This is a genomic window from Dyadobacter sp. CY356, assembly GCF_021440195.1.
Taxonomy (GTDB): Bacteria; Bacteroidota; Bacteroidia; order Cytophagales; family Spirosomataceae; genus Dyadobacter.
In genome coordinates, this window is sequence record NZ_JAJTSZ010000002.1 from 681,716 (window position 1) to 698,286 (window position 16,571).

Annotated in this window: 18 protein-coding genes and 1 pseudogene; 12 read left to right on the top strand and 7 right to left on the bottom strand. The window is 40.4% G+C overall.

What is annotated here, in order from left to right; all coding sequences use genetic code 11:
- Positions 1-90 precede the first annotated feature (90 nt).
- Positions 91-963 carry an AraC family transcriptional regulator gene (locus tag LXL81_RS09160; RefSeq protein ID WP_234646440.1) on the bottom strand — a complete coding sequence of 291 codons (873 nt, stop codon included), beginning with the start codon at positions 961-963 and terminating at the stop codon, positions 91-93.
- Positions 964-1,100: 137 nt separating this feature from the next.
- On the opposite strand from LXL81_RS09160, the pseudogene LXL81_RS09165 reads away from it, so the two are divergent.
- Positions 1,101-1,382: pseudogene (locus LXL81_RS09165) on the top strand (ABC transporter permease); the annotation flags it as partial.
- An 85-nt stretch (positions 1,383-1,467) separates the two neighbouring features.
- Here LXL81_RS09165 and LXL81_RS09170 read toward each other — a convergent pair.
- Positions 1,468-2,256, bottom strand: a complete 789-nt coding sequence (locus LXL81_RS09170; protein WP_234646441.1) for a methyltransferase, TIGR04325 family — start codon at positions 2,254-2,256, stop codon at positions 1,468-1,470.
- Between the two features lie 176 nt (positions 2,257-2,432).
- On the opposite strand from LXL81_RS09170, the gene LXL81_RS09175 reads away from it, so the two are divergent.
- From LXL81_RS09175 to LXL81_RS09185, 3 genes are read left to right on the top strand one after another with little or no spacing between them, the layout of a single operon-like run.
- The gene (locus LXL81_RS09175) at positions 2,433-3,434 is read left to right on the top strand and encodes a glycosyl transferase (RefSeq protein ID WP_234646442.1); all 1,002 of its coding nucleotides are present in this window, start codon (positions 2,433-2,435) and stop codon (positions 3,432-3,434) included.
- Positions 3,435-3,436: 2 nt separating this feature from the next.
- Positions 3,437-3,811, top strand: coding sequence for an FdtA/QdtA family cupin domain-containing protein (locus tag LXL81_RS09180; RefSeq protein ID WP_234646444.1), 375 nt, complete (start codon positions 3,437-3,439; stop codon positions 3,809-3,811).
- 11 nt (positions 3,812-3,822) lie between these two features.
- Positions 3,823-4,689, top strand: a complete 867-nt coding sequence (locus tag LXL81_RS09185; RefSeq protein ID WP_234646446.1) for a glycosyltransferase family 2 protein — start codon at positions 3,823-3,825, stop codon at positions 4,687-4,689.
- A gap of 2 nt (positions 4,690-4,691) precedes the next feature.
- Here LXL81_RS09185 and LXL81_RS09190 read toward each other — a convergent pair whose 3' ends face one another.
- The 5 genes from LXL81_RS09190 to LXL81_RS09210 form a co-directional block, all read right to left on the bottom strand.
- Positions 4,692-5,399: a glycosyltransferase gene (locus tag LXL81_RS09190; RefSeq protein WP_234646447.1), complete on the bottom strand. Its 708-nt coding sequence runs from the start codon at positions 5,397-5,399 to the stop codon at positions 4,692-4,694.
- A gap of 5 nt (positions 5,400-5,404) precedes the next feature.
- Positions 5,405-6,253: a glycosyltransferase family 2 protein gene (locus LXL81_RS09195; RefSeq protein ID WP_234646448.1), complete on the bottom strand. Its 849-nt coding sequence runs from the start codon at positions 6,251-6,253 to the stop codon at positions 5,405-5,407.
- A complete protein-coding gene (locus LXL81_RS09200; protein ID WP_234646449.1) occupies positions 6,237-7,034 on the bottom strand; it encodes a glycosyltransferase family 2 protein in 798 nt (265 codons plus the stop codon). Before LXL81_RS09200 ends, LXL81_RS09195 begins: the two co-directional genes overlap by 17 nt.
- A gap of 548 nt (positions 7,035-7,582) precedes the next feature.
- Positions 7,583-8,317: an SDR family oxidoreductase gene (locus tag LXL81_RS09205; protein WP_234646451.1), complete on the bottom strand. Its 735-nt coding sequence runs from the start codon at positions 8,315-8,317 to the stop codon at positions 7,583-7,585.
- A gap of 74 nt (positions 8,318-8,391) precedes the next feature.
- A complete protein-coding gene (locus tag LXL81_RS09210; RefSeq protein WP_234646452.1) occupies positions 8,392-9,282 on the bottom strand; it encodes a helix-turn-helix domain-containing protein in 891 nt (296 codons plus the stop codon).
- A 288-nt stretch (positions 9,283-9,570) separates the two neighbouring features.
- Between LXL81_RS09210 and LXL81_RS09215 the strand changes: the two genes are divergently transcribed.
- The 8 genes from LXL81_RS09215 (at position 9,571) to LXL81_RS09250 (ending at position 16,466) form a co-directional block, all read left to right on the top strand.
- Complete coding sequence (locus tag LXL81_RS09215) at positions 9,571-11,106, top strand: sulfatase (protein ID WP_234646455.1); 1,536 nt, start codon at positions 9,571-9,573, stop codon at positions 11,104-11,106.
- Between the two features lie 497 nt (positions 11,107-11,603).
- Positions 11,604-11,927, top strand: a complete 324-nt coding sequence (locus LXL81_RS09220; RefSeq protein ID WP_234646456.1) for a helix-turn-helix transcriptional regulator — start codon at positions 11,604-11,606, stop codon at positions 11,925-11,927.
- Between the two features lie 5 nt (positions 11,928-11,932).
- On the top strand, positions 11,933-12,415 hold the full coding sequence (locus LXL81_RS09225) for an SRPBCC domain-containing protein (RefSeq protein WP_234646458.1): 483 nt from the start codon (positions 11,933-11,935) through the stop codon (positions 12,413-12,415).
- A 7-nt stretch (positions 12,416-12,422) separates the two neighbouring features.
- Positions 12,423-12,797 carry a DoxX family protein gene (locus tag LXL81_RS09230; protein WP_234646459.1) on the top strand — a complete coding sequence of 125 codons (375 nt, stop codon included), beginning with the start codon at positions 12,423-12,425 and terminating at the stop codon, positions 12,795-12,797.
- A gap of 90 nt (positions 12,798-12,887) precedes the next feature.
- On the top strand, positions 12,888-13,553 hold the full coding sequence (locus LXL81_RS09235) for a DNA alkylation repair protein (protein ID WP_234646461.1): 666 nt from the start codon (positions 12,888-12,890) through the stop codon (positions 13,551-13,553).
- Between the two features lie 27 nt (positions 13,554-13,580).
- Positions 13,581-14,159: a YdeI family protein gene (locus tag LXL81_RS09240; protein WP_234646463.1), complete on the top strand. Its 579-nt coding sequence runs from the start codon at positions 13,581-13,583 to the stop codon at positions 14,157-14,159.
- 54 nt (positions 14,160-14,213) lie between these two features.
- Positions 14,214-14,780, top strand: coding sequence for a DUF4256 domain-containing protein (locus LXL81_RS09245; protein WP_234646465.1), 567 nt, complete (start codon positions 14,214-14,216; stop codon positions 14,778-14,780).
- Between the two features lie 684 nt (positions 14,781-15,464).
- Positions 15,465-16,466 carry a type I glyceraldehyde-3-phosphate dehydrogenase gene (locus tag LXL81_RS09250; RefSeq protein WP_234646466.1) on the top strand — a complete coding sequence of 334 codons (1,002 nt, stop codon included), beginning with the start codon at positions 15,465-15,467 and terminating at the stop codon, positions 16,464-16,466.
- The last annotated feature ends 105 nt before the right edge of the window (positions 16,467-16,571 follow it).

Below are 16,571 nucleotides of genomic sequence, written 5' to 3' on the forward strand. Positions count from 1 at the left end.
AATTTCCAGCAAAAGAACTGCGAAAAATAGGCCGGATAACCCTAATGTTCGTCGAAATGGCTTAGTCTGATTCAGGAATAAGGAGGAGGCTCAATTAAATTTCCTCCGGTATTCAACCGGGGACATACCTGTATTTGCTCTGAAAAATTTACCAAAAACCGATTGATCTGAAAAATTGAGCATACCAGTGATCTGTGATACAGTAAGCGTTTCATTTTGCAGCAAAACCTTGGCTTCAAGAATAATGGCATCATCAATCCATTTTCCAGCAGATTTGCCTGTTTGTTTTTTAATGGCTGCCGAAAGAGATTTTGGCGTCAAATTAAGCAGGTTTGCATAAAAATCCAGTTTGCGCTCGCGCATATAATTACTCCGCAACAACTGTCTGAATTTCGAGAATAAAAGATGTCCTTTTCTTTTAAAAGATGACTCCGGATGATGTTGACGATAATAGGCATCAATTTCATAAACAAGCGCAAAAATATAGTTGCGCACAAGCTCGGCCTTATGATAATTCCCCGCTTCCTGCGTCAGTCGGATCAGCTCAAATATCTTATTGATTTTAACAAAATATGCGTCTGTGAGAGGCAAAACGTGAAGATCGTTGCTTCCAAAAAAATCATATTTAAACAGAAAAAAAAGATCTGCATAACGTTCCAGCAAAAACGTATCCTTAAAAAAAATAACATCCATTTTCAACAGATCACTTCTTTTACTGAAATACCGAATATCTGATGGTGCGAGGGTAATAATCGAAGGGGCATCAACATCCCAGGCAGACAAGCTCACATTTAGTCTTACCCCACCCTCTTTGATATACGCAATGGCATAACTTTCTGCCCGGTAAGGCTCCTCATGATACGGATGGTCACCAGATCCCACAAACAAATATTCCTTCCCATTTTCAGGGACAGAGAAAAGCCGGCTATGCCTCGACAGCGTAAAAGTTTTTATATCTTCCATCACCACAAAATTATAATATTTAGTGTGTTGTTTGTTTTGAGCCGGGTCTTTCTTGAATAGAACAAGTAACAGATCATATATCAAATATGATTTAAACAAGATATTTTTTCCTGCACTGCTAATGCCTTGTCTCTCTAATCGGCATTCGAAAAGTGCTGGGCGCTTCTGTGAGCAATTTGTGGCAGATGTTGTCAAAGGATTTTGTGTTTTTGGTCCTGGTCGCAGGTCTGCTGGCTATGCCGATTGCATACTATCTGATGCAGGATTGGTTACAACAGTATACCTACCGTACTTCTTTATCTTGGTGGATTTTTCCACTGGTAATGCTTGGTGCCTTACTGATCACTGTCGCCACGGTCAGCTTCCAGGCAATAAAAGCCGCGTTGCTAAATCCTATAAAAAGTTTACGAAATGAGTAAGCACTTTATTTACAGCTGCTATTTAAACCTATTGCAGCATGCAGCCAGAAATTCCGTCCTATCAGAAAAAAATACATGTACAATGTCAATTCTTAACAAGGAAAAACCCTTTGTCATATCCCATTTTTACTGAATCAATTTCGATATCCTGCTCGCCCGGAACATAAGATTCAAATTCAGTTTTTATATGGTATTCAGTAAAATGCTGCATCAGCTTTTTTTCATTAAAGAACCAGGCCGGATATTGCGCTTCATAGATATGTGTCGGTACAATTTGCAATGTCAGCCGGTCAGGCTGGTTATTTTTGATGAAAGAGGTCCGGTCAAGGATGATATACTTAAAACCGTATCCCATAATCTCATTCAGAAAGTCATGTGGTTTTTCCAGATATTGAACCACACTTGATAAGATTAAAACATCTGCTTTTTTTGAAGACATACTTTCGGCGATGGTATAATGAAATTTAAGAATTTCATCTTCAAATAAATCTTGTCCGCAGGCAACATATTCCTTTTGTTCAACCACACTCCAGTGAAGTTTTACCGAAGCAGGAATCAAGTCTCTGACCTGATAATAGGTGCTGCCCAGTGATCCGCCAAAATCCAGCACATTCAAAGATCCATCGCATTCAACAGCGGCATAAAGCAGCGCGGAAATAATGGAATAGGGATATAATTTTTTGTCAAACAAAACGGAATCCCGTTCGTAAACGGCCTCTCCGTTTTTAACTTTGAGCAGAGAATTTTTCGTAATATTCAGAATCGTTTGTGCCTGGTACCCGCCTGACATGGCCGTTAAGTCTTCCCAGTTTTCATAATTTCCAAACCAGCCGTCTTTCTTTTTCTCTTTCTTTTTAAATCTGAATATTGACATGTGCCCACTTTAAGGATTCTTCGCAATTTAAAGATATACGGCTCCAATTCAAATTATGTCGCAACAGGTCAGAAATGTTGTCTTTTTCGAATTTATTATTCCTGACCACATGAATTTAATGATAATATTCTTTGATCTTTGTAGTTCATAACCCCCTAACAGCGCTACATTTTTTCATGCAAAATTTTTGCACCCTGTTCAATTCGTTCTATCTCTCACGGGGACTGGCGATGTATTATTCACTGCTGAAACAAAGCAGTGATTTCCACTTATATATCTTTGCATTTGACGATGATTGCCATGCGACACTTTCGAAGATGGATCTTTCAAATGCCACAATCATTTCACTCAATGAATTTGAAACGCCGGAATTACTTGCCATAAAGTCCAGCCGGACGCCGGGTGAATATTGCTGGACTTGTACTGCCTCTACGATCTGGCACTGCATTCATACTTTTTCCCTGGACCATTGCACTTATATCGATGCAGATCTGCTATTCTTTTCCGATCCAAAAATACTGACGGATGAAATGGGGAATAATGCCGTGTTGATTACCGAACACAGGTATAATCCGGATTATGACCAATCGGAATTAAGTGGAATCTATTGTGTTCAGTTTATAACTTTTAAAAATACTGAACAAGGTTTAAAGGTCCTCGATTGGTGGAGAAAGGCCTGTATAACCTGGTGTTATAACCGTTTTGAAGATGGCAAATTTGGCGACCAAAAATATCTGGACGACTGGACAACCCGCTTTGAAGGTGTGCATGTAATGCAACATACCGGTGGCGGCGTAGCTCCATGGAATTGTAAAACGTATAGCTATGAACGCATTGCCGGTCAGATTATGGTTAAAAGTCCGGGATCCGAAGCTGTTCCACTTGTATTTTATCATTTTCACGATTTCAGGTATAGTGCCAGCGAGAGTTTCAGACTTACAGCTGAGCAATATTTGCTGAATAGTGATGCCATTCGATTGATATATGGGGCCTATGCTAACGCGCTTCGTGATGCAGAATCCAAAATCTTACTCACAGATAAGTCAGCTGTTTTCCATGAAAATCTTTTGCAACTAACCTGGATTAAGATCAGTTTATCAAGACAGATTCATTATCTGTTGAAAGGCCGATACAAAAATTATTCAAAAAAACATACACTCCAATCCAATCTTCAATAGCCTTGGCCGAATTAATTAACCTGACAACATTCGCTGATACCCGCGGAAACCTGACCGTGATCGAGCGTGTAATTCCATTTACAATCAAACGAATTTTCTATATCTACGGTGTCGATGATTCTGTCCGGGGCGGGCATAGACATAAAACAACCATTCAGGCGGCGATATGTCTTAAAGGAAGTTGTAAGATTTTTAATAACACCGGTCAGGAAGAGCAGGAATTTACTTTAAATTCTGCCAGTCAATGTCTTATACTCCAACCAGGTGACTGGCACAAAATGTACGACTTTGAAGACGGGACCATACTCATGATACTGGCCTCTGAGCATTTTGACCCGGACGATTATATATATGAGTCTTATTTACCTGCGGTTTAAGCTCCTTGAATATGACCGCAGATTTCCCTAAAATAACCATTGTTACACCTTCTTATAATCAGGGAAAATACCTGGAAGATACCATCTTGTCGGTACTGGGCCAGGGGTATCCAAATCTGGAATATATCATTATTGACGGTGGCAGCACGGACGACTCTGTGGCGATTATCAAAAAATACGAAAACCAGCTTGCGTATTGGGTCAGTGAAAAAGATGAAGGATTGTATCATGGTCTGCAAAAAGGTTTTGCAAAATCTACCGGAGAAATAATGGCCTGGCTAAATGCGGATGACATGTACCATAAGAAATCTTTATTTCTGGTTGTAGACCTTTTTGAAAAATTCAAAGAGGTTCATTGGCTCATGGGCAGCAATACCTTCTTTGACGAAAGCGGTTATCCATTTACTTATGATGATCAGCCGTATGCGCAACGTTGGTCTCAAACACGTTTACTGCTATTTAACGGTCATTTTATACAACAGGAATCTGTATTCTGGAGGCGGGGTTTGTGGGAAAAAGCAGGCGGTTTTATATCGCAAGATTATTCATTGGCAGCCGATTTTGAATTATGGATCCGGTTTTTCAGATACGAGAAGCTTTACAGCACGTCTTTCATGCTTTCCGGATTTCGGTTCAGGAATGAAAACCAGAAAAGTTTTAATCAGAGAAATCAATATTTGGAGCAGGTTTATGCGTTAACAGATCAAGAGAAAAAGATCAGTCCCAACTTACATCTGCGGTTTTGCAGGCTGTTAATCAGCTTGACAAAATTAATCCCAAAACGAAAATGGCGGGAGAAGATCATTGCAAATATCCTTCAATTACCTCCCAAAATAATCTTTGACAGAAATGAAGGATTTGTTTTTAGCAAAAGATAACATCAGCTTTTGAATAGCTTTGCTTTAAGCTTTTTAAATTGAAAACGGAGATAAATTTTAAGGCCAAAATACTTAATAATCAGTCTTCCTTTTCGACTTTCAAAAACAGCGTCTTTTTGAAGCGATGAGATTCCGGTATCATTAAAGTTGGCAATAATAAAATCTTTGAACTCAAAATGATACTTTTCATGCCGGTTGAAACCCATATTAAAAACATGGTCAGCTGAAATTTTATAACTGGTATCGTATCGGTTATCAGCGAATATTTGAGACGGATAAATAATGGCCTGGTGATTGATACCCGTTTTGGCCTGGTGATAGCGTGAAAGTTTTCCTAAATATTTTTTACCGGCTTTGTAAACACTTCCGTAGTAAATGCAGTCAGCGTTTTTCAATTCTTTTGCCAGTTCCGAAAATTCTGGTGTCAGGGTATCATCCGCACCAATAAAATAAATCCATTGGCCCTGGGTATAATCCAAAGCCTTATTCATGGCGTCATAAATCCCATCATCTTTCTCGCTTTTCCAGAAAGCAATTTTATCGGCATTATCCCGAATAATTTCTATTGACTTATCCGTACTTCCACCGTCAATAATAATGATCTCATTGGGCGTATATGCCTGAATATAAATACTATCCAGGCACCTTTGTAAAAATTCTTCCGCATTATAGGTAACTAAAATGATTGAAATTAATGGATCCTTAATCATTGAAGTTAAATACTAAATTCACTTTCAGCCTGCTCTATTTCGCTGTATGCTGTAAAATACTGATTGAGTCCCTGGCTGCAATACACGGATTTATTCTGAAGGGCATAGGTAAGATAGCCTTCGTTTTCCTGACAGCCTTTCCGGTCTGCTTCCCGATGATGGATATGAAAAACGATACCGCCAAATTTGATTGTCCGTTTCCGGAGCCCCGAATTGAGCAGTCTGACAGCAATTTCATTATCTTCTCTTCCCCATCCTATAAAACACTCATTGTAACCGTTTACCCGGACAAGATCTGCTTTCCAGAATGCCATATTACAGCCACGTAACGAAAATATATCCCGTGTTTTGTAACGATCGGCAAGATATCTGCTCAACCAGCTGGCATTTACGCGGTTAAAAAGATTGCCTAGACCCGGCTCAAAAATCTGTATATTGGTTTTTTGCAAACGGAGCAGTCTTTCGGATAGTTGCTGGCTCATCAATACCCGGCTGCCGGTGATGAAAGAACCAGGTTTACTTAAATTAAGATGGTCTTTTATAAAATGTTTATGCAGGATCAAGTCGCCGTCAATCTGGATAATATAGTCATAGGCGCTTGTCGCAATCGCTTTATTACGGATTTTTGATAGCTGAAATCCTTCGTCCTTATGCCAAATATGCACCAGCCTGACCGGGAAAACTGGCCGCATTGCATCAATGATTTCAATGGTTTGTTGTGTCGATCCGTCGTCAGCAATAATTACCTCATCCGGCAAAACCGACTGCGCTATCACACTAAGCAGACAAAGCCGAAGTGCTTCCGGCCAATTGTATGTTGAAATAATCAGAGAACTTTTAGTAGAGGTTTTCATATCCATTTAGACAGATTTTTGCCTTGGTTGCTAACGTATTTTGGATTATCTGGCTGTGATAGCCTTCATTTGACCTGGATAAATCCTGATGATGAAAATGAAACTGGACTGCGCTTAGCTTCACAATTTTTTTAATGATGTTGTTATTAATAAAACGAGCCGCCAGTTCTTCATCTTCATGCCCCCAGCCGCACAATGCATTGTTGTAACCGTTTACACGCAGAAAATCTTCCTTCCAAAAAGCGAGATTGCTTCCACGAACATTTCTGCTGGCCATTTCCTTGCGCTGGCCAAGTGATCTTAAAACAGGGAGGCGGACTGCATTAAGCCGGTTATAAACGCCGGTAGAATAAAACCCGACAGCCGTCCTGCGATTTTTCAGCATAGTCGCTGTTTGAGAAGCGGTTAACCGCGCGCGACTTCCACGAACAAACGTTCCTGCCTCTGCCGCTGCCAGATGATCCTTAATAAATGAAGGGTGCAACAAAACATCCCCGTCTATCTGAATCAAATAATCCCCGCTGCTTCTGGCAATGGCCTTATTGAGTATCATTGTTTTCCTGAAACCCTGATCCTCATGCCAGACATGAATGATCGGAACAGGAAAATTTTCCTGAGCCTTACTGATCACAACCTGGGTTCTGACATCTGAACCATCGTCGGCAATGATAACTTCTGTTGGCAAAATCTTTTGCCGGGCCACACTTAAAAGACAGCAGTGCAAAGCCTCTGCCCAGTTATAGGTAGCGATAATAAGCGATGTCGCCGGAACGGAGATCATGTGTAATTGCAAGTTGTGTTGTGACTAAACTGAATCCATACAGCTTTTTTCACACCAAAACACTACTCATTTTCAGCGCCTGATATACATTGGGGAACATCAGACCTGTAAAAAATGCGCAGATACAACGTAACGGAATCAAACATTGATTTGCTTGATCAGGTTACCATTGTGAATTGGGAAGAAATAAAGCGTTGGGATAAATACCCCGAATTAATCTAGAAACACCTGGTTACATATGTGTGTATACGTTCGTTCTTTTAGCAGCTGGGCCACCAACAGGAATTGGGATTGCGGGGAATAATTAAGAGGCATGAGTTATGATTGTTAGGGATAAAATTCTTCTCAACGTAGAGACTACGTAAATATCTAAAAAGTACACGAATTACCACAGAATAATTTTTTAATTTTTTTTCTCCTTGCCACAGGTTATAAAAAAAGACATACCGGAGAATGTTCCGGTATGTCTGTAAATTTGAGATAGTTCGTCTCTGATTATCTGCTTCTCATATCAAATGAAAGGTCAATAAGTAACTAAATTGAAATGATTACCATGGACTAATTCCTGTTTCCGGAACATTATCGTCACTAAAAAACTGACCCGTCGGCCCGTCCGGACCTAATACAGCCGCTTTCACAACACGGGCCGCAGCATCTGGCACAGTTCCGGGGCCGGAATGATTATTAAAATCAGTAGCGGTGTAACTCGGATCTACCGCGTTTACCTTAAACGAAGAATCGCGCAAGTCATAAGCCAGGACAATCGTATAAGCATTCAGGGCGGCTTTGGAAGCTACGTACGCTGCCGGTTTCACTCCATAATATTTCCATTCCGGGTCACTATGCAACGTAAGAGAGCCAAGTCCTGAAGTAACATTTACAATTCTTGGCTCCGAAGAAAGCTTCATCAGATCAATAAAAGCCTGCGTAACTGCTATAACCCCGAAAAAATTAGTCTCAAAAACTTCTCTGAAAACACCGCCATCGGTGTTCAGAGCCGTCTGTGGCACACCATGCACTCCTGCGTTATTAATCAGAACGTCAAGTACTTTTGTTTTCTGACCCACAAATTCGCGCGCTGTTTTTATTGATTCAACATCGTCAACATCAATGGTAATCGCCTCAACATGATTTAGACCTTCCGCATGAAGCTGATTCACCGCCTGTTCACCCTTTTGAAGATCACGGCATCCGAGGTATACATAATATCCCTGTTGAAGTAATTGTCTTGCCGTTTCGAAGCCGATACTTTTGTTTGCCCCTGTTATCAGTACTGTTTTCATATCCAAGTTTATAATTTTATAACAGTACAAATGTACCGTAAGCATTACATCCGGACGTGACACATCAATCGGTATTAATGGTACATTTCACGGATGGTTGTCCGGTATTCGGCGGGCGTTATACCAGTTTCGCGTTTAAAAAAACGGTTGAAATAAGAGGCATCTGAAAAACCCAGATAATAGGTTATTTCCTTTAAAGAATTATCCGTGTGAACCAGCATTCTTCTGGCTTCCAGCACCAACCGGTCATGGATATGTTTGATGGCAGGTTTCCCACTTTGGGTTTTCACTACCTCACTCAAATGTCCGGCAGAGATGTTGAGCATAGAAGCATAGTCCCCTACCTCATGACATTCAAGAAAATACTCATTAATTTTTTCCTGAAATTTACTCAGTAGCAGCTTTTCTGCCGAAGGTTCCTGGTCATTGTATTGTGCTGTGTAAATTCTGCTTAAATAGGTAAGCAAAACGGTCAGATAAGCAGTCAGCATACGTTGTTGCCATTCGCCTGGACGATGATATTCCACCGATATTTTATCAATCATATCTTCAACAAAGCGGACATCAGCATCATTAAGTAAGAGCTCATAACCTTTAAAAGGATTTAATATCAGTGGCAATTTGCTTAGCGAAGCACCTTCCTGAAACGATAAAAACTCACTTGTAAACGCAATACCTTTACTCCATAACTGATTGAACTCCTCCTTTACGATAACCGGACCGGGACCGGTAAAGTAAACGGTATTCTCTTTAAGTTTATATGGCATCATGTCAATCCATTGCCGTGTTTCCGCTTTTTTAATAAAAACAAACAGATAATGGTTCTTACGGTGTGGTATCAGAAGATCCGACAGACTTGGAAAATCACCTTCAAAATTATAAACCCTGAAATTTTTGTTGCCCGTAATCTCATCCGGTTCCAGGGAATAAATTGGTAATTGTTGGGTGTAGTTTATTGTATTCATCACTGAAACTAGTCATTATTTTTAATACTACGCAATCAGATTTTTATCACTATATCAAAACTTAACACTTTGTTTTTGACGCAGGAATTATTTATGCCGCATCTTTACCCTAAATCCAAAAGTCGTTTTACTATAATTACAAATTAGATTCTTATCATTTAACATATTTACTTTGTCTACAAGTTTAGTGGATTGTTGTACCAAATTACTTTTATTTTATTACTGGCGTTACTAATGACAACCTTTCAATTCACCTTTTCTTCAATTTGTATTCCTAAATTTTAAAGAATGAAAAAATCAATTTTAGTTTTATTGAGTCTCATAACTTTTTCGTCCGGCACTTTTGCGCAGACAAAAGAGCGTCCTAATATTGTTTTTATATTCTCCGATGACCACGCCTACCAGGCCATTGGCGCTTACGGGAACAAACTTGCCAAAACCCCAAATATTGATCGGATAGCAAGGGAAGGCGCTTTACTTAAAAATAACCTGGTAACAAACTCCATTTGCGGGCCAAGCCGCGCAACTTTACTTACCGGAAAATATAGTCATATCAATGGATATAAAAACAATGACAGAACCAGGTTTGACATCACCCAGCAGCTCTTTCCTGACCTGCTTCAAAAGGGTGGATACCAGACAGCCTGGATTGGGAAACTACATTTAAATAGTCTTCCAACCGGATTTGATTATTGGAATATTTTGCCCGACCAGGGCATTTATTACAATCCCCAGTTTATCACCGCCCCAAACGATACCATCAGAAAAGAAGGTTATGTGGCTGATCTGATCACGGAAAGCTCACTTGACTGGATAAACAAACGGGATGAGAAAAAGCCGTTTTTCCTTGTTGTTGGCCAAAAATCGGTGCACCGCGAGTGGTATCCGGATTTACAGGATTTAGGTGCTTATGACGATATCAATTTCCCCTTGCCCGAAACTTTTTATGACGATTATGTGGGAAGAGCTGCGGCAAAAGACCAGGACATGAGCATTGAAAAAACGATGCGCTTGAAGGAAGACCTGAAAGTGCATCTTGATTATGAGAAGGTTCCGGGATACAAGTTTTTTCCGGAAGATAAAAAGAAAAAACTAAGAGATTATTACGACAAAATCACCAAAGAATTTGATGATAAAAAACTTTCCGGAAAAGCGTTAACGGAATGGAAATATCAGCGTTACATCAAGGATTATCTGGCTACTGCAAATGGTCTTGACCGTAATATTGGCAAAATCCTTGATTATCTGGACAAGACTGGTTTATCAAAAAACACAGTTGTGATTTATGCCTCCGACCAGGGTTTTTACATGGGCGAACATGGCTGGTTCGATAAACGTTTTATTTATGAAGAATCGCTGAAAACGCCTTTTGTCATTCGATATCCGGGTGTTATTAAACCTGGAACAAAGGTTGATCAATTGATCTCCAATATAGACTGGGCGCCGACTGTTCTGGATCTGGCGGGTGCGAAAATCCCGGCAGAAATTCAGGGGAAATCTTTTCTTCCATTATTGGATAAAAATGCAAAAGCAAATACCCCATGGCGTGACGCGGCTTACTATCACTATTATGAATTCCCTGAGCCTCACCACGTTTCCCCACATTTCGGTGTGAGAACAAAACGTTATAAACTGGTGCGATTCTATGGTGGAACTGATAGCTGGGAGTTATTTGATCTTGAAAAAGACCCACATGAACTTAAAAATATATACGGAGAGAGAGCGAGCGACGCAATTGTAAAAAGTTTGAAAGAACAATTAAAAACGCTCATTGTTCAATATAAAGATGATGAAGCCCTGAAAATTTTAAACAGCGTTAAATGATCATTTATGAGCAATAACTTTCAGTAAGCGCCCTATTACTTCCGATTTGAAATAACAAAAAGACCTGGCACACGAATGTCAGGTCTTTTTGTTTCAGATAAAAAGTAAGGGATTTCAATAGAAAGACGGTTTTTTATGAGCAATATTTATATTACCGCTAAAAAAATGGCGGCAAGGATATTTCCCGCCGCCATTATACATTACAACAAACATTCAATTTTTCTTTTTACAAAATTATTCCCACAAAATCTCAGGCAGGTATCAATTTCGTTGCTATACCAATTCTGTTCCACACATTAATCGTGATAATGGCCATGATCACCTGTGCCAGACATTTTTCATCCAGTAATCTGGCGGCTTCTGCGTAGATATGATAACTATTATTGGAGTTGAAACCAATGAGTTGAGTTCGGTTTGTGCATTTTTAGAAATAAATAATCACAAACTTTTGCGTAGTCAAATAACTACACATATATTCGTAGCCAAATAACTACATAATGAATTTAAGACGAGACGTATTTCAGGCCATAGCAGATCCAACCCGACGGGCTATTTTATTGCTGGTGGCTTCTCAGGCAATGACCGCGGGTGCGATCGCATCCAATTTTGACACGGCCAGACCGACGGTTTCAAAACATTTGCAGATACTCACCGAGTGCGAACTAATTGCGCAGGAGCAGAATGGCAGGGAGATTTATTACCATATCAATGCAAAAAAAATGAAGGAAGTAGCTGATTTCATTGAGCCTTTCCGCCAGATGTGGGACGACAGATTTAATAAGTTAGAAGCCATCATGAAAAATTATAAACCCGAAAAATAAATTGTATGGAAAGAAAAACGAAGGTCGATGCAGAAGACGGAAAACAGGAAATAGTGATTACCAGGGAATTCGATCTGCCACTGGATTTACTTTTCAAAGCCTATGTTGAGCCTGAAATTGTTGAACAATGGATGGGAACAAAAGTGTTGAAACTTGAAAACAAAAAGCATGGCAGTTACCAGTTCGAAACTTCCGATGCCCAGGGAAATGTAGTATTTCGCTCCAACGGTACAATCCACGAATTTGTGCCAAACAGCAAAATCACACGGACATTTGAAATGGATAGTACGCACGCTTCGGCGATCCGGTTTGATGTGCAGCTTGAATTCCTGGAATTTGAAGCACTTTCTGAAGAAACCAGCCGACTGGTTATGCATGTGGTATACCGTTCAGTCGCTTTGCGGGATCAGATGTTACGACTGCCTTTTGCACAGGGAATCAACATGGCACATAACCGTTTACAGGAAGCTGCAAACAAATTAAAATAATCTTTTTATGGCAAAAAGGAATAAAATTATCTACTGGATCGCCACGCTTTGGCTTTCCCTAGGCATGATCTCTACGGGAATTGTCCAGATCATAAAAATGAAGGAAGAAGCAGAAATGATGACACATCTGGGTTATCCTCTTTATTTTCTGACCATACTGGGAATCTGGAAACTACTCGGCGTTATTGCCGTACTGATCCCTAAGTTTCCTTTGTTAAAAGAATGGGCCTATGCAGGTTTCTTTTTTGCAATGTCAGGTGCTGTATTTTCACATCTTGCCGTTGCCGATGGTGCGAAAGAATTTTTTGGCCCTGTATTATTATTGATTCTGACTGTATTATCTTGGTATTTCAAAAGGTATCGCGCAAATGGGGTCGCATAGATCGGGACGCATAGCCGGGATCGCACAGTTCAGTTTGCAAAACTTTATCAATATGCCAGTTTAAATTACTCCATCAAACTAAATCCGCTTATGACACTATCGGAAGCGCTCACTCAGCTTGAAAGTTTTGGCAATGAAACAATGCGCCTTCATAACAGGAAATATGGTGCAGGAGAAAACCAGTTTGGCGTAAAAATGGGCGACATCCGCGCGTTGGCCAAAAAGATAAAAACGGACCACGAACTGGCTTTGCAGCTTTGGGATACTGAAAATATCGATGCCCGCTTTTTGGCCATTCTGATCATGGTGCCAAAAAAATTGTCGCATGATGAAATAAACAGAATGGTAAAATCGGAAGGGTTCGTTCATGTTGCAGATTGGTTATATAATTACGTAATTAAAATTTACCCGGATACGGAACCGCTGCGGCATGAGTGGATGAAATCAACAGATGTCATGTGTGCCCGTGCCGGGTGGAGTTTGACGAGTGGATGCATCAGCAGGAATCCGCAATTAATTGACATTCCCGGAATTCTGGACAGAATTGAATCCGGAATGGCTGCTGCCGCACCCGAAGTACAATGGACTATGAATTCTACACTGGCAAACATTGGCATTCGCTTTCCTGAATACAGGGAAAGGGCGCTGTCGATTGGCGAAACGTTGGGAATTTTCAGAGATTATCCGGTTTCCAAAGGATGCACCTCCCCTTTCGCACCCATCTGGATCAATGAAATGGTACGCCGGCAAGGGTAATACAATTCTCACTTTCTGATCGTAAAAATGAATCCAAAAGCTGATTTTTATTTTGAAAAAGACAAGCAATGGCAGGAAGAAATCCAGCAACTACGCACCATCGTTCTTGATTGTGGATTGACAGAAGTCTTGAAATGGGGCTGTCCCTGTTACATGTTTCAGCAGAGCAACATTGTTTTAATACATGTTTTTAAAGAATACTGCGCCCTTCTATTTTTCAAGGGCGCCTTGTTGAAGAACACGCATGGGATTCTTATCCAGCAGACAGAAAATGTACAGGCCGCGCGTCAGATACGTTTCACTGATCTGAAGGAAATTACAGAGCAGGAAAAGATATTGAAAGCCCATATCTACGAAGCCATTGAAGTGGAAAAGGCCGGATTAAAAGTTGAATTGAAAAAGCCGGCTGAATTTAGCGTAGCAGCAGAATTTCAATCCAAACTTGATGAAATTCACGACCTGAAAATTGCTTTTGAAAAATTAACACCCGGCCGACAACGTGCTTATCTGCTACATTTTTCCCAGCCCAAACAATCCAAAACAAGAGAGGCGCGGGTAGAAAAAAATATTCCGAAGATTTTGGAGAGTAAGGGCCTGGATGACTAATAGTGATTGAAATTTTAGAAAATCCTCAACTTAGAATATTTAGTTACGAATAATATGAGTAATAATACAAAAAGGTTATCGCCGGAACATAGTCAGGAACTTCTAACAATCCTGAAATCCCGTTTTGAGAAAAATACAAATCGACACGATGATATTAAATGGGAAAATGTTCAGGAAAAACTTGAAGCTAATCCGGAAAAACTCTGGTCGATTGATGAAATGGAAGTGACCGGCGGAGAACCGGATGTTGTGGGTTTTGATCAAAAATCGGGAGAATTTCTCTTTTTCGATTGTGCTCCTGAGAGCCCCAAAGATCGAAGAAGTCTGTGTTATGACCGGGCAGCCTGGGAATCCAGAAAGGCAAATAAACCCAAAAACACCGCCGTTGACGTGGCAACAGAAATGGGTATCGAACTTTTGACAGAAGAAGAATATCAGTACTTACAGCAACTTGGAAATTTTGACCTAAAAACCTCCAGTTGGCTCAAAACAACTTCTGACATCAGAAAGCTGGGTGGCGCAATTTTCGGAGATCGCCGTTTCGGAAGGGTTTTTATCTATCATAACGGTGCCGATTCTTATTATGCAGCCAGAGGTTTCCGGGGTTCGCTCAGGGTTTGATACCTGACAGATGTAGCACGACTATTACCATATGAGCGTTCCGGCTCGCCAGTGTAGGAATGATGGATTAGTCAAATTTTGAAATAAAATAGAAGAAATCAATATGAATAAAATTCAGTCAAAAGACGTCTGGACTGGAAACTTTAAAGCTGGAAACAGAAAAATTTGATGTCATAGCACTTCTATATGCTCATTTTCCGGCAGACATTAAATCGCTTTATCACAAAACCCATAGCCAGTATCTAAAAAATGGCGGGATCATTATTTTTGAAGCTTTCAGTAAAAAACACATCGACTACATTGCTGCCAATGAAAAAGTTGGCGGGCCAAAAGACATTGAAAGCCTCTTTTCCATTGAAGAAATAAAATCCGATTTCGCAAATTATGAGATCATAGAATTGTTGGAAAAAGAAATTGAACTGAATGAGGGAATTTTTCATAACGGCAAAGGTTCAGTAATCAGGTTTGTCGGGAGAAAAAAATAAGGTGTGCTCTATGTGCAAAAATCATATTATTGCTGTGCCGGGTGTTGAAATAAAATAAGGTCAAAGGTGTTCATGAAAATCTGCTGAGACGTAATGTGTCCTAATCATAACATTGTCCAATGAGATATTAAAGAACATTTTTTATATTTTTAGGAATCGATACACTGACTTTAATTTAGAACAACAACTAAGAAACGTTATGGCAAATATTGCACTTTATGGCTTTGGCCGGATTGGCCGCCAGTTCCTCCGCATTGCACTTGAAAATAATCTTTTTGTTCCCGTATCAGTTTCGGATATTCATGATGTTGGGATTCTTGCGTCACTTTTCAGCGTGGACACCAACTATGGTCGCTACGGGGAGAAAGTTTCGCATGATGGAGATGATCTTTTGATTGGTGACAAAAGGATCAAATACGTAAATTCAAAAGCCGAAGTTCCTGATTGGAAAGCACTTGGGGTAGATATCGTTGTGGATTGTACCGGCCGTGCCACTACCCGCGCCGGCGCACAGGCGCATATTGACCGCGGGGCTAAATATGTGCTCATCAGTGCAGCAAGCAAATCTTTGCAGGATTGTGACGCGGTACTGCTTAAAGGTATTAATCTGGATACTTTTGACCCCTCAAATCATAAAATTATCAGCATGGGAAGCTGTACAACCAACGCACTTGCAGCCGCGGTGAAGGTTATCCTTGATAATTTTGGAATTAAATACGGACTTTTCTCAACTGTACATTCCTATACAAATACGCAGTCGCTGACGGATCAGCCGATGAAAGATCGCCGCGATTCCTGGGCAGCAGCAGAGAATATTATTCCATCAGCATCCGGCGCGGCGCGTGCGCTTCAGTTTATCTGGAAGGATCTTCAAATCACAGGAAAAGCATACCGCGTTCCGACACGCACAGGTAGTATTGCAGAACTTAATCTGGTAACGGAGAAGGAATGTACCGTTGAAGAAGTAAACGAAGCCTTCCGCAAGGCCGCGACTGAGGGCTCGCTTAAAGGTGTGCTTGATGTACTCGAAGAGGAATGGACTTCCGCGCGTATCGTAGGCGATCCGCATTCATCCATCATCGATTTACCACTTACCGTTAAACAGGGCGAACTGCTTTCCATAGCTACCTGGTATGATAATGAATGGGGTTTCACATCCAGACTTGCAGAAGTAGCACAATTTATTTCTCAGAAGATTTGAATAAAATGTTTTAATAACAGGATCACTGGACACAAATTTCAGCATGAAACACGGTTTCGCGATCCGTGAAATCCAATTAATAACATTACAATAAACGCTGTTTAC

Bases quoted from the DNA above. Each gene is read 5' to 3' on its own strand.
- LXL81_RS09160 (WP_234646440.1), bottom strand. From the start codon at position 963: ATGGAAGATATAAAAACTTTTACGCTGTCGAGGCATAGCCGGCTTTTC.
- LXL81_RS09235 (WP_234646461.1), top strand. From the start codon at position 12,888: ATGACACTATCGGAAGCGCTCACTCAGCTTGAAAGTTTTGGCAATGAA.
- LXL81_RS09210 (WP_234646452.1), bottom strand. From the start codon at position 9,282: ATGAATACAATAAACTACACCCAACAATTACCAATTTATTCCCTGGAA.
- LXL81_RS09175 (WP_234646442.1), top strand. From the start codon at position 2,433: ATGCAAAATTTTTGCACCCTGTTCAATTCGTTCTATCTCTCACGGGGA.
- LXL81_RS09190 (WP_234646447.1), bottom strand. From the start codon at position 5,399: ATGATTAAGGATCCATTAATTTCAATCATTTTAGTTACCTATAATGCG.
- LXL81_RS09230 (WP_234646459.1), top strand. From the start codon at position 12,423: ATGGCAAAAAGGAATAAAATTATCTACTGGATCGCCACGCTTTGGCTT.
- LXL81_RS09205 (WP_234646451.1), bottom strand. From the start codon at position 8,317: ATGAAAACAGTACTGATAACAGGGGCAAACAAAAGTATCGGCTTCGAA.
- LXL81_RS09200 (WP_234646449.1), bottom strand. From the start codon at position 7,034: ATGATCTCCGTTCCGGCGACATCGCTTATTATCGCTACCTATAACTGG.
- LXL81_RS09215 (WP_234646455.1), top strand. From the start codon at position 9,571: ATGAAAAAATCAATTTTAGTTTTATTGAGTCTCATAACTTTTTCGTCC.
- LXL81_RS09225 (WP_234646458.1), top strand. From the start codon at position 11,933: ATGGAAAGAAAAACGAAGGTCGATGCAGAAGACGGAAAACAGGAAATA.
- LXL81_RS09240 (WP_234646463.1), top strand. From the start codon at position 13,581: ATGAATCCAAAAGCTGATTTTTATTTTGAAAAAGACAAGCAATGGCAG.
- LXL81_RS09220 (WP_234646456.1), top strand. From the start codon at position 11,604: ATGAATTTAAGACGAGACGTATTTCAGGCCATAGCAGATCCAACCCGA.
- LXL81_RS09250 (WP_234646466.1), top strand. From the start codon at position 15,465: ATGGCAAATATTGCACTTTATGGCTTTGGCCGGATTGGCCGCCAGTTC.
- LXL81_RS09185 (WP_234646446.1), top strand. From the start codon at position 3,823: ATGACCGCAGATTTCCCTAAAATAACCATTGTTACACCTTCTTATAAT.
- LXL81_RS09195 (WP_234646448.1), bottom strand. From the start codon at position 6,253: ATGAAAACCTCTACTAAAAGTTCTCTGATTATTTCAACATACAATTGG.
- LXL81_RS09245 (WP_234646465.1), top strand. From the start codon at position 14,214: ATGAGTAATAATACAAAAAGGTTATCGCCGGAACATAGTCAGGAACTT.
- LXL81_RS09170 (WP_234646441.1), bottom strand. From the start codon at position 2,256: ATGTCAATATTCAGATTTAAAAAGAAAGAGAAAAAGAAAGACGGCTGG.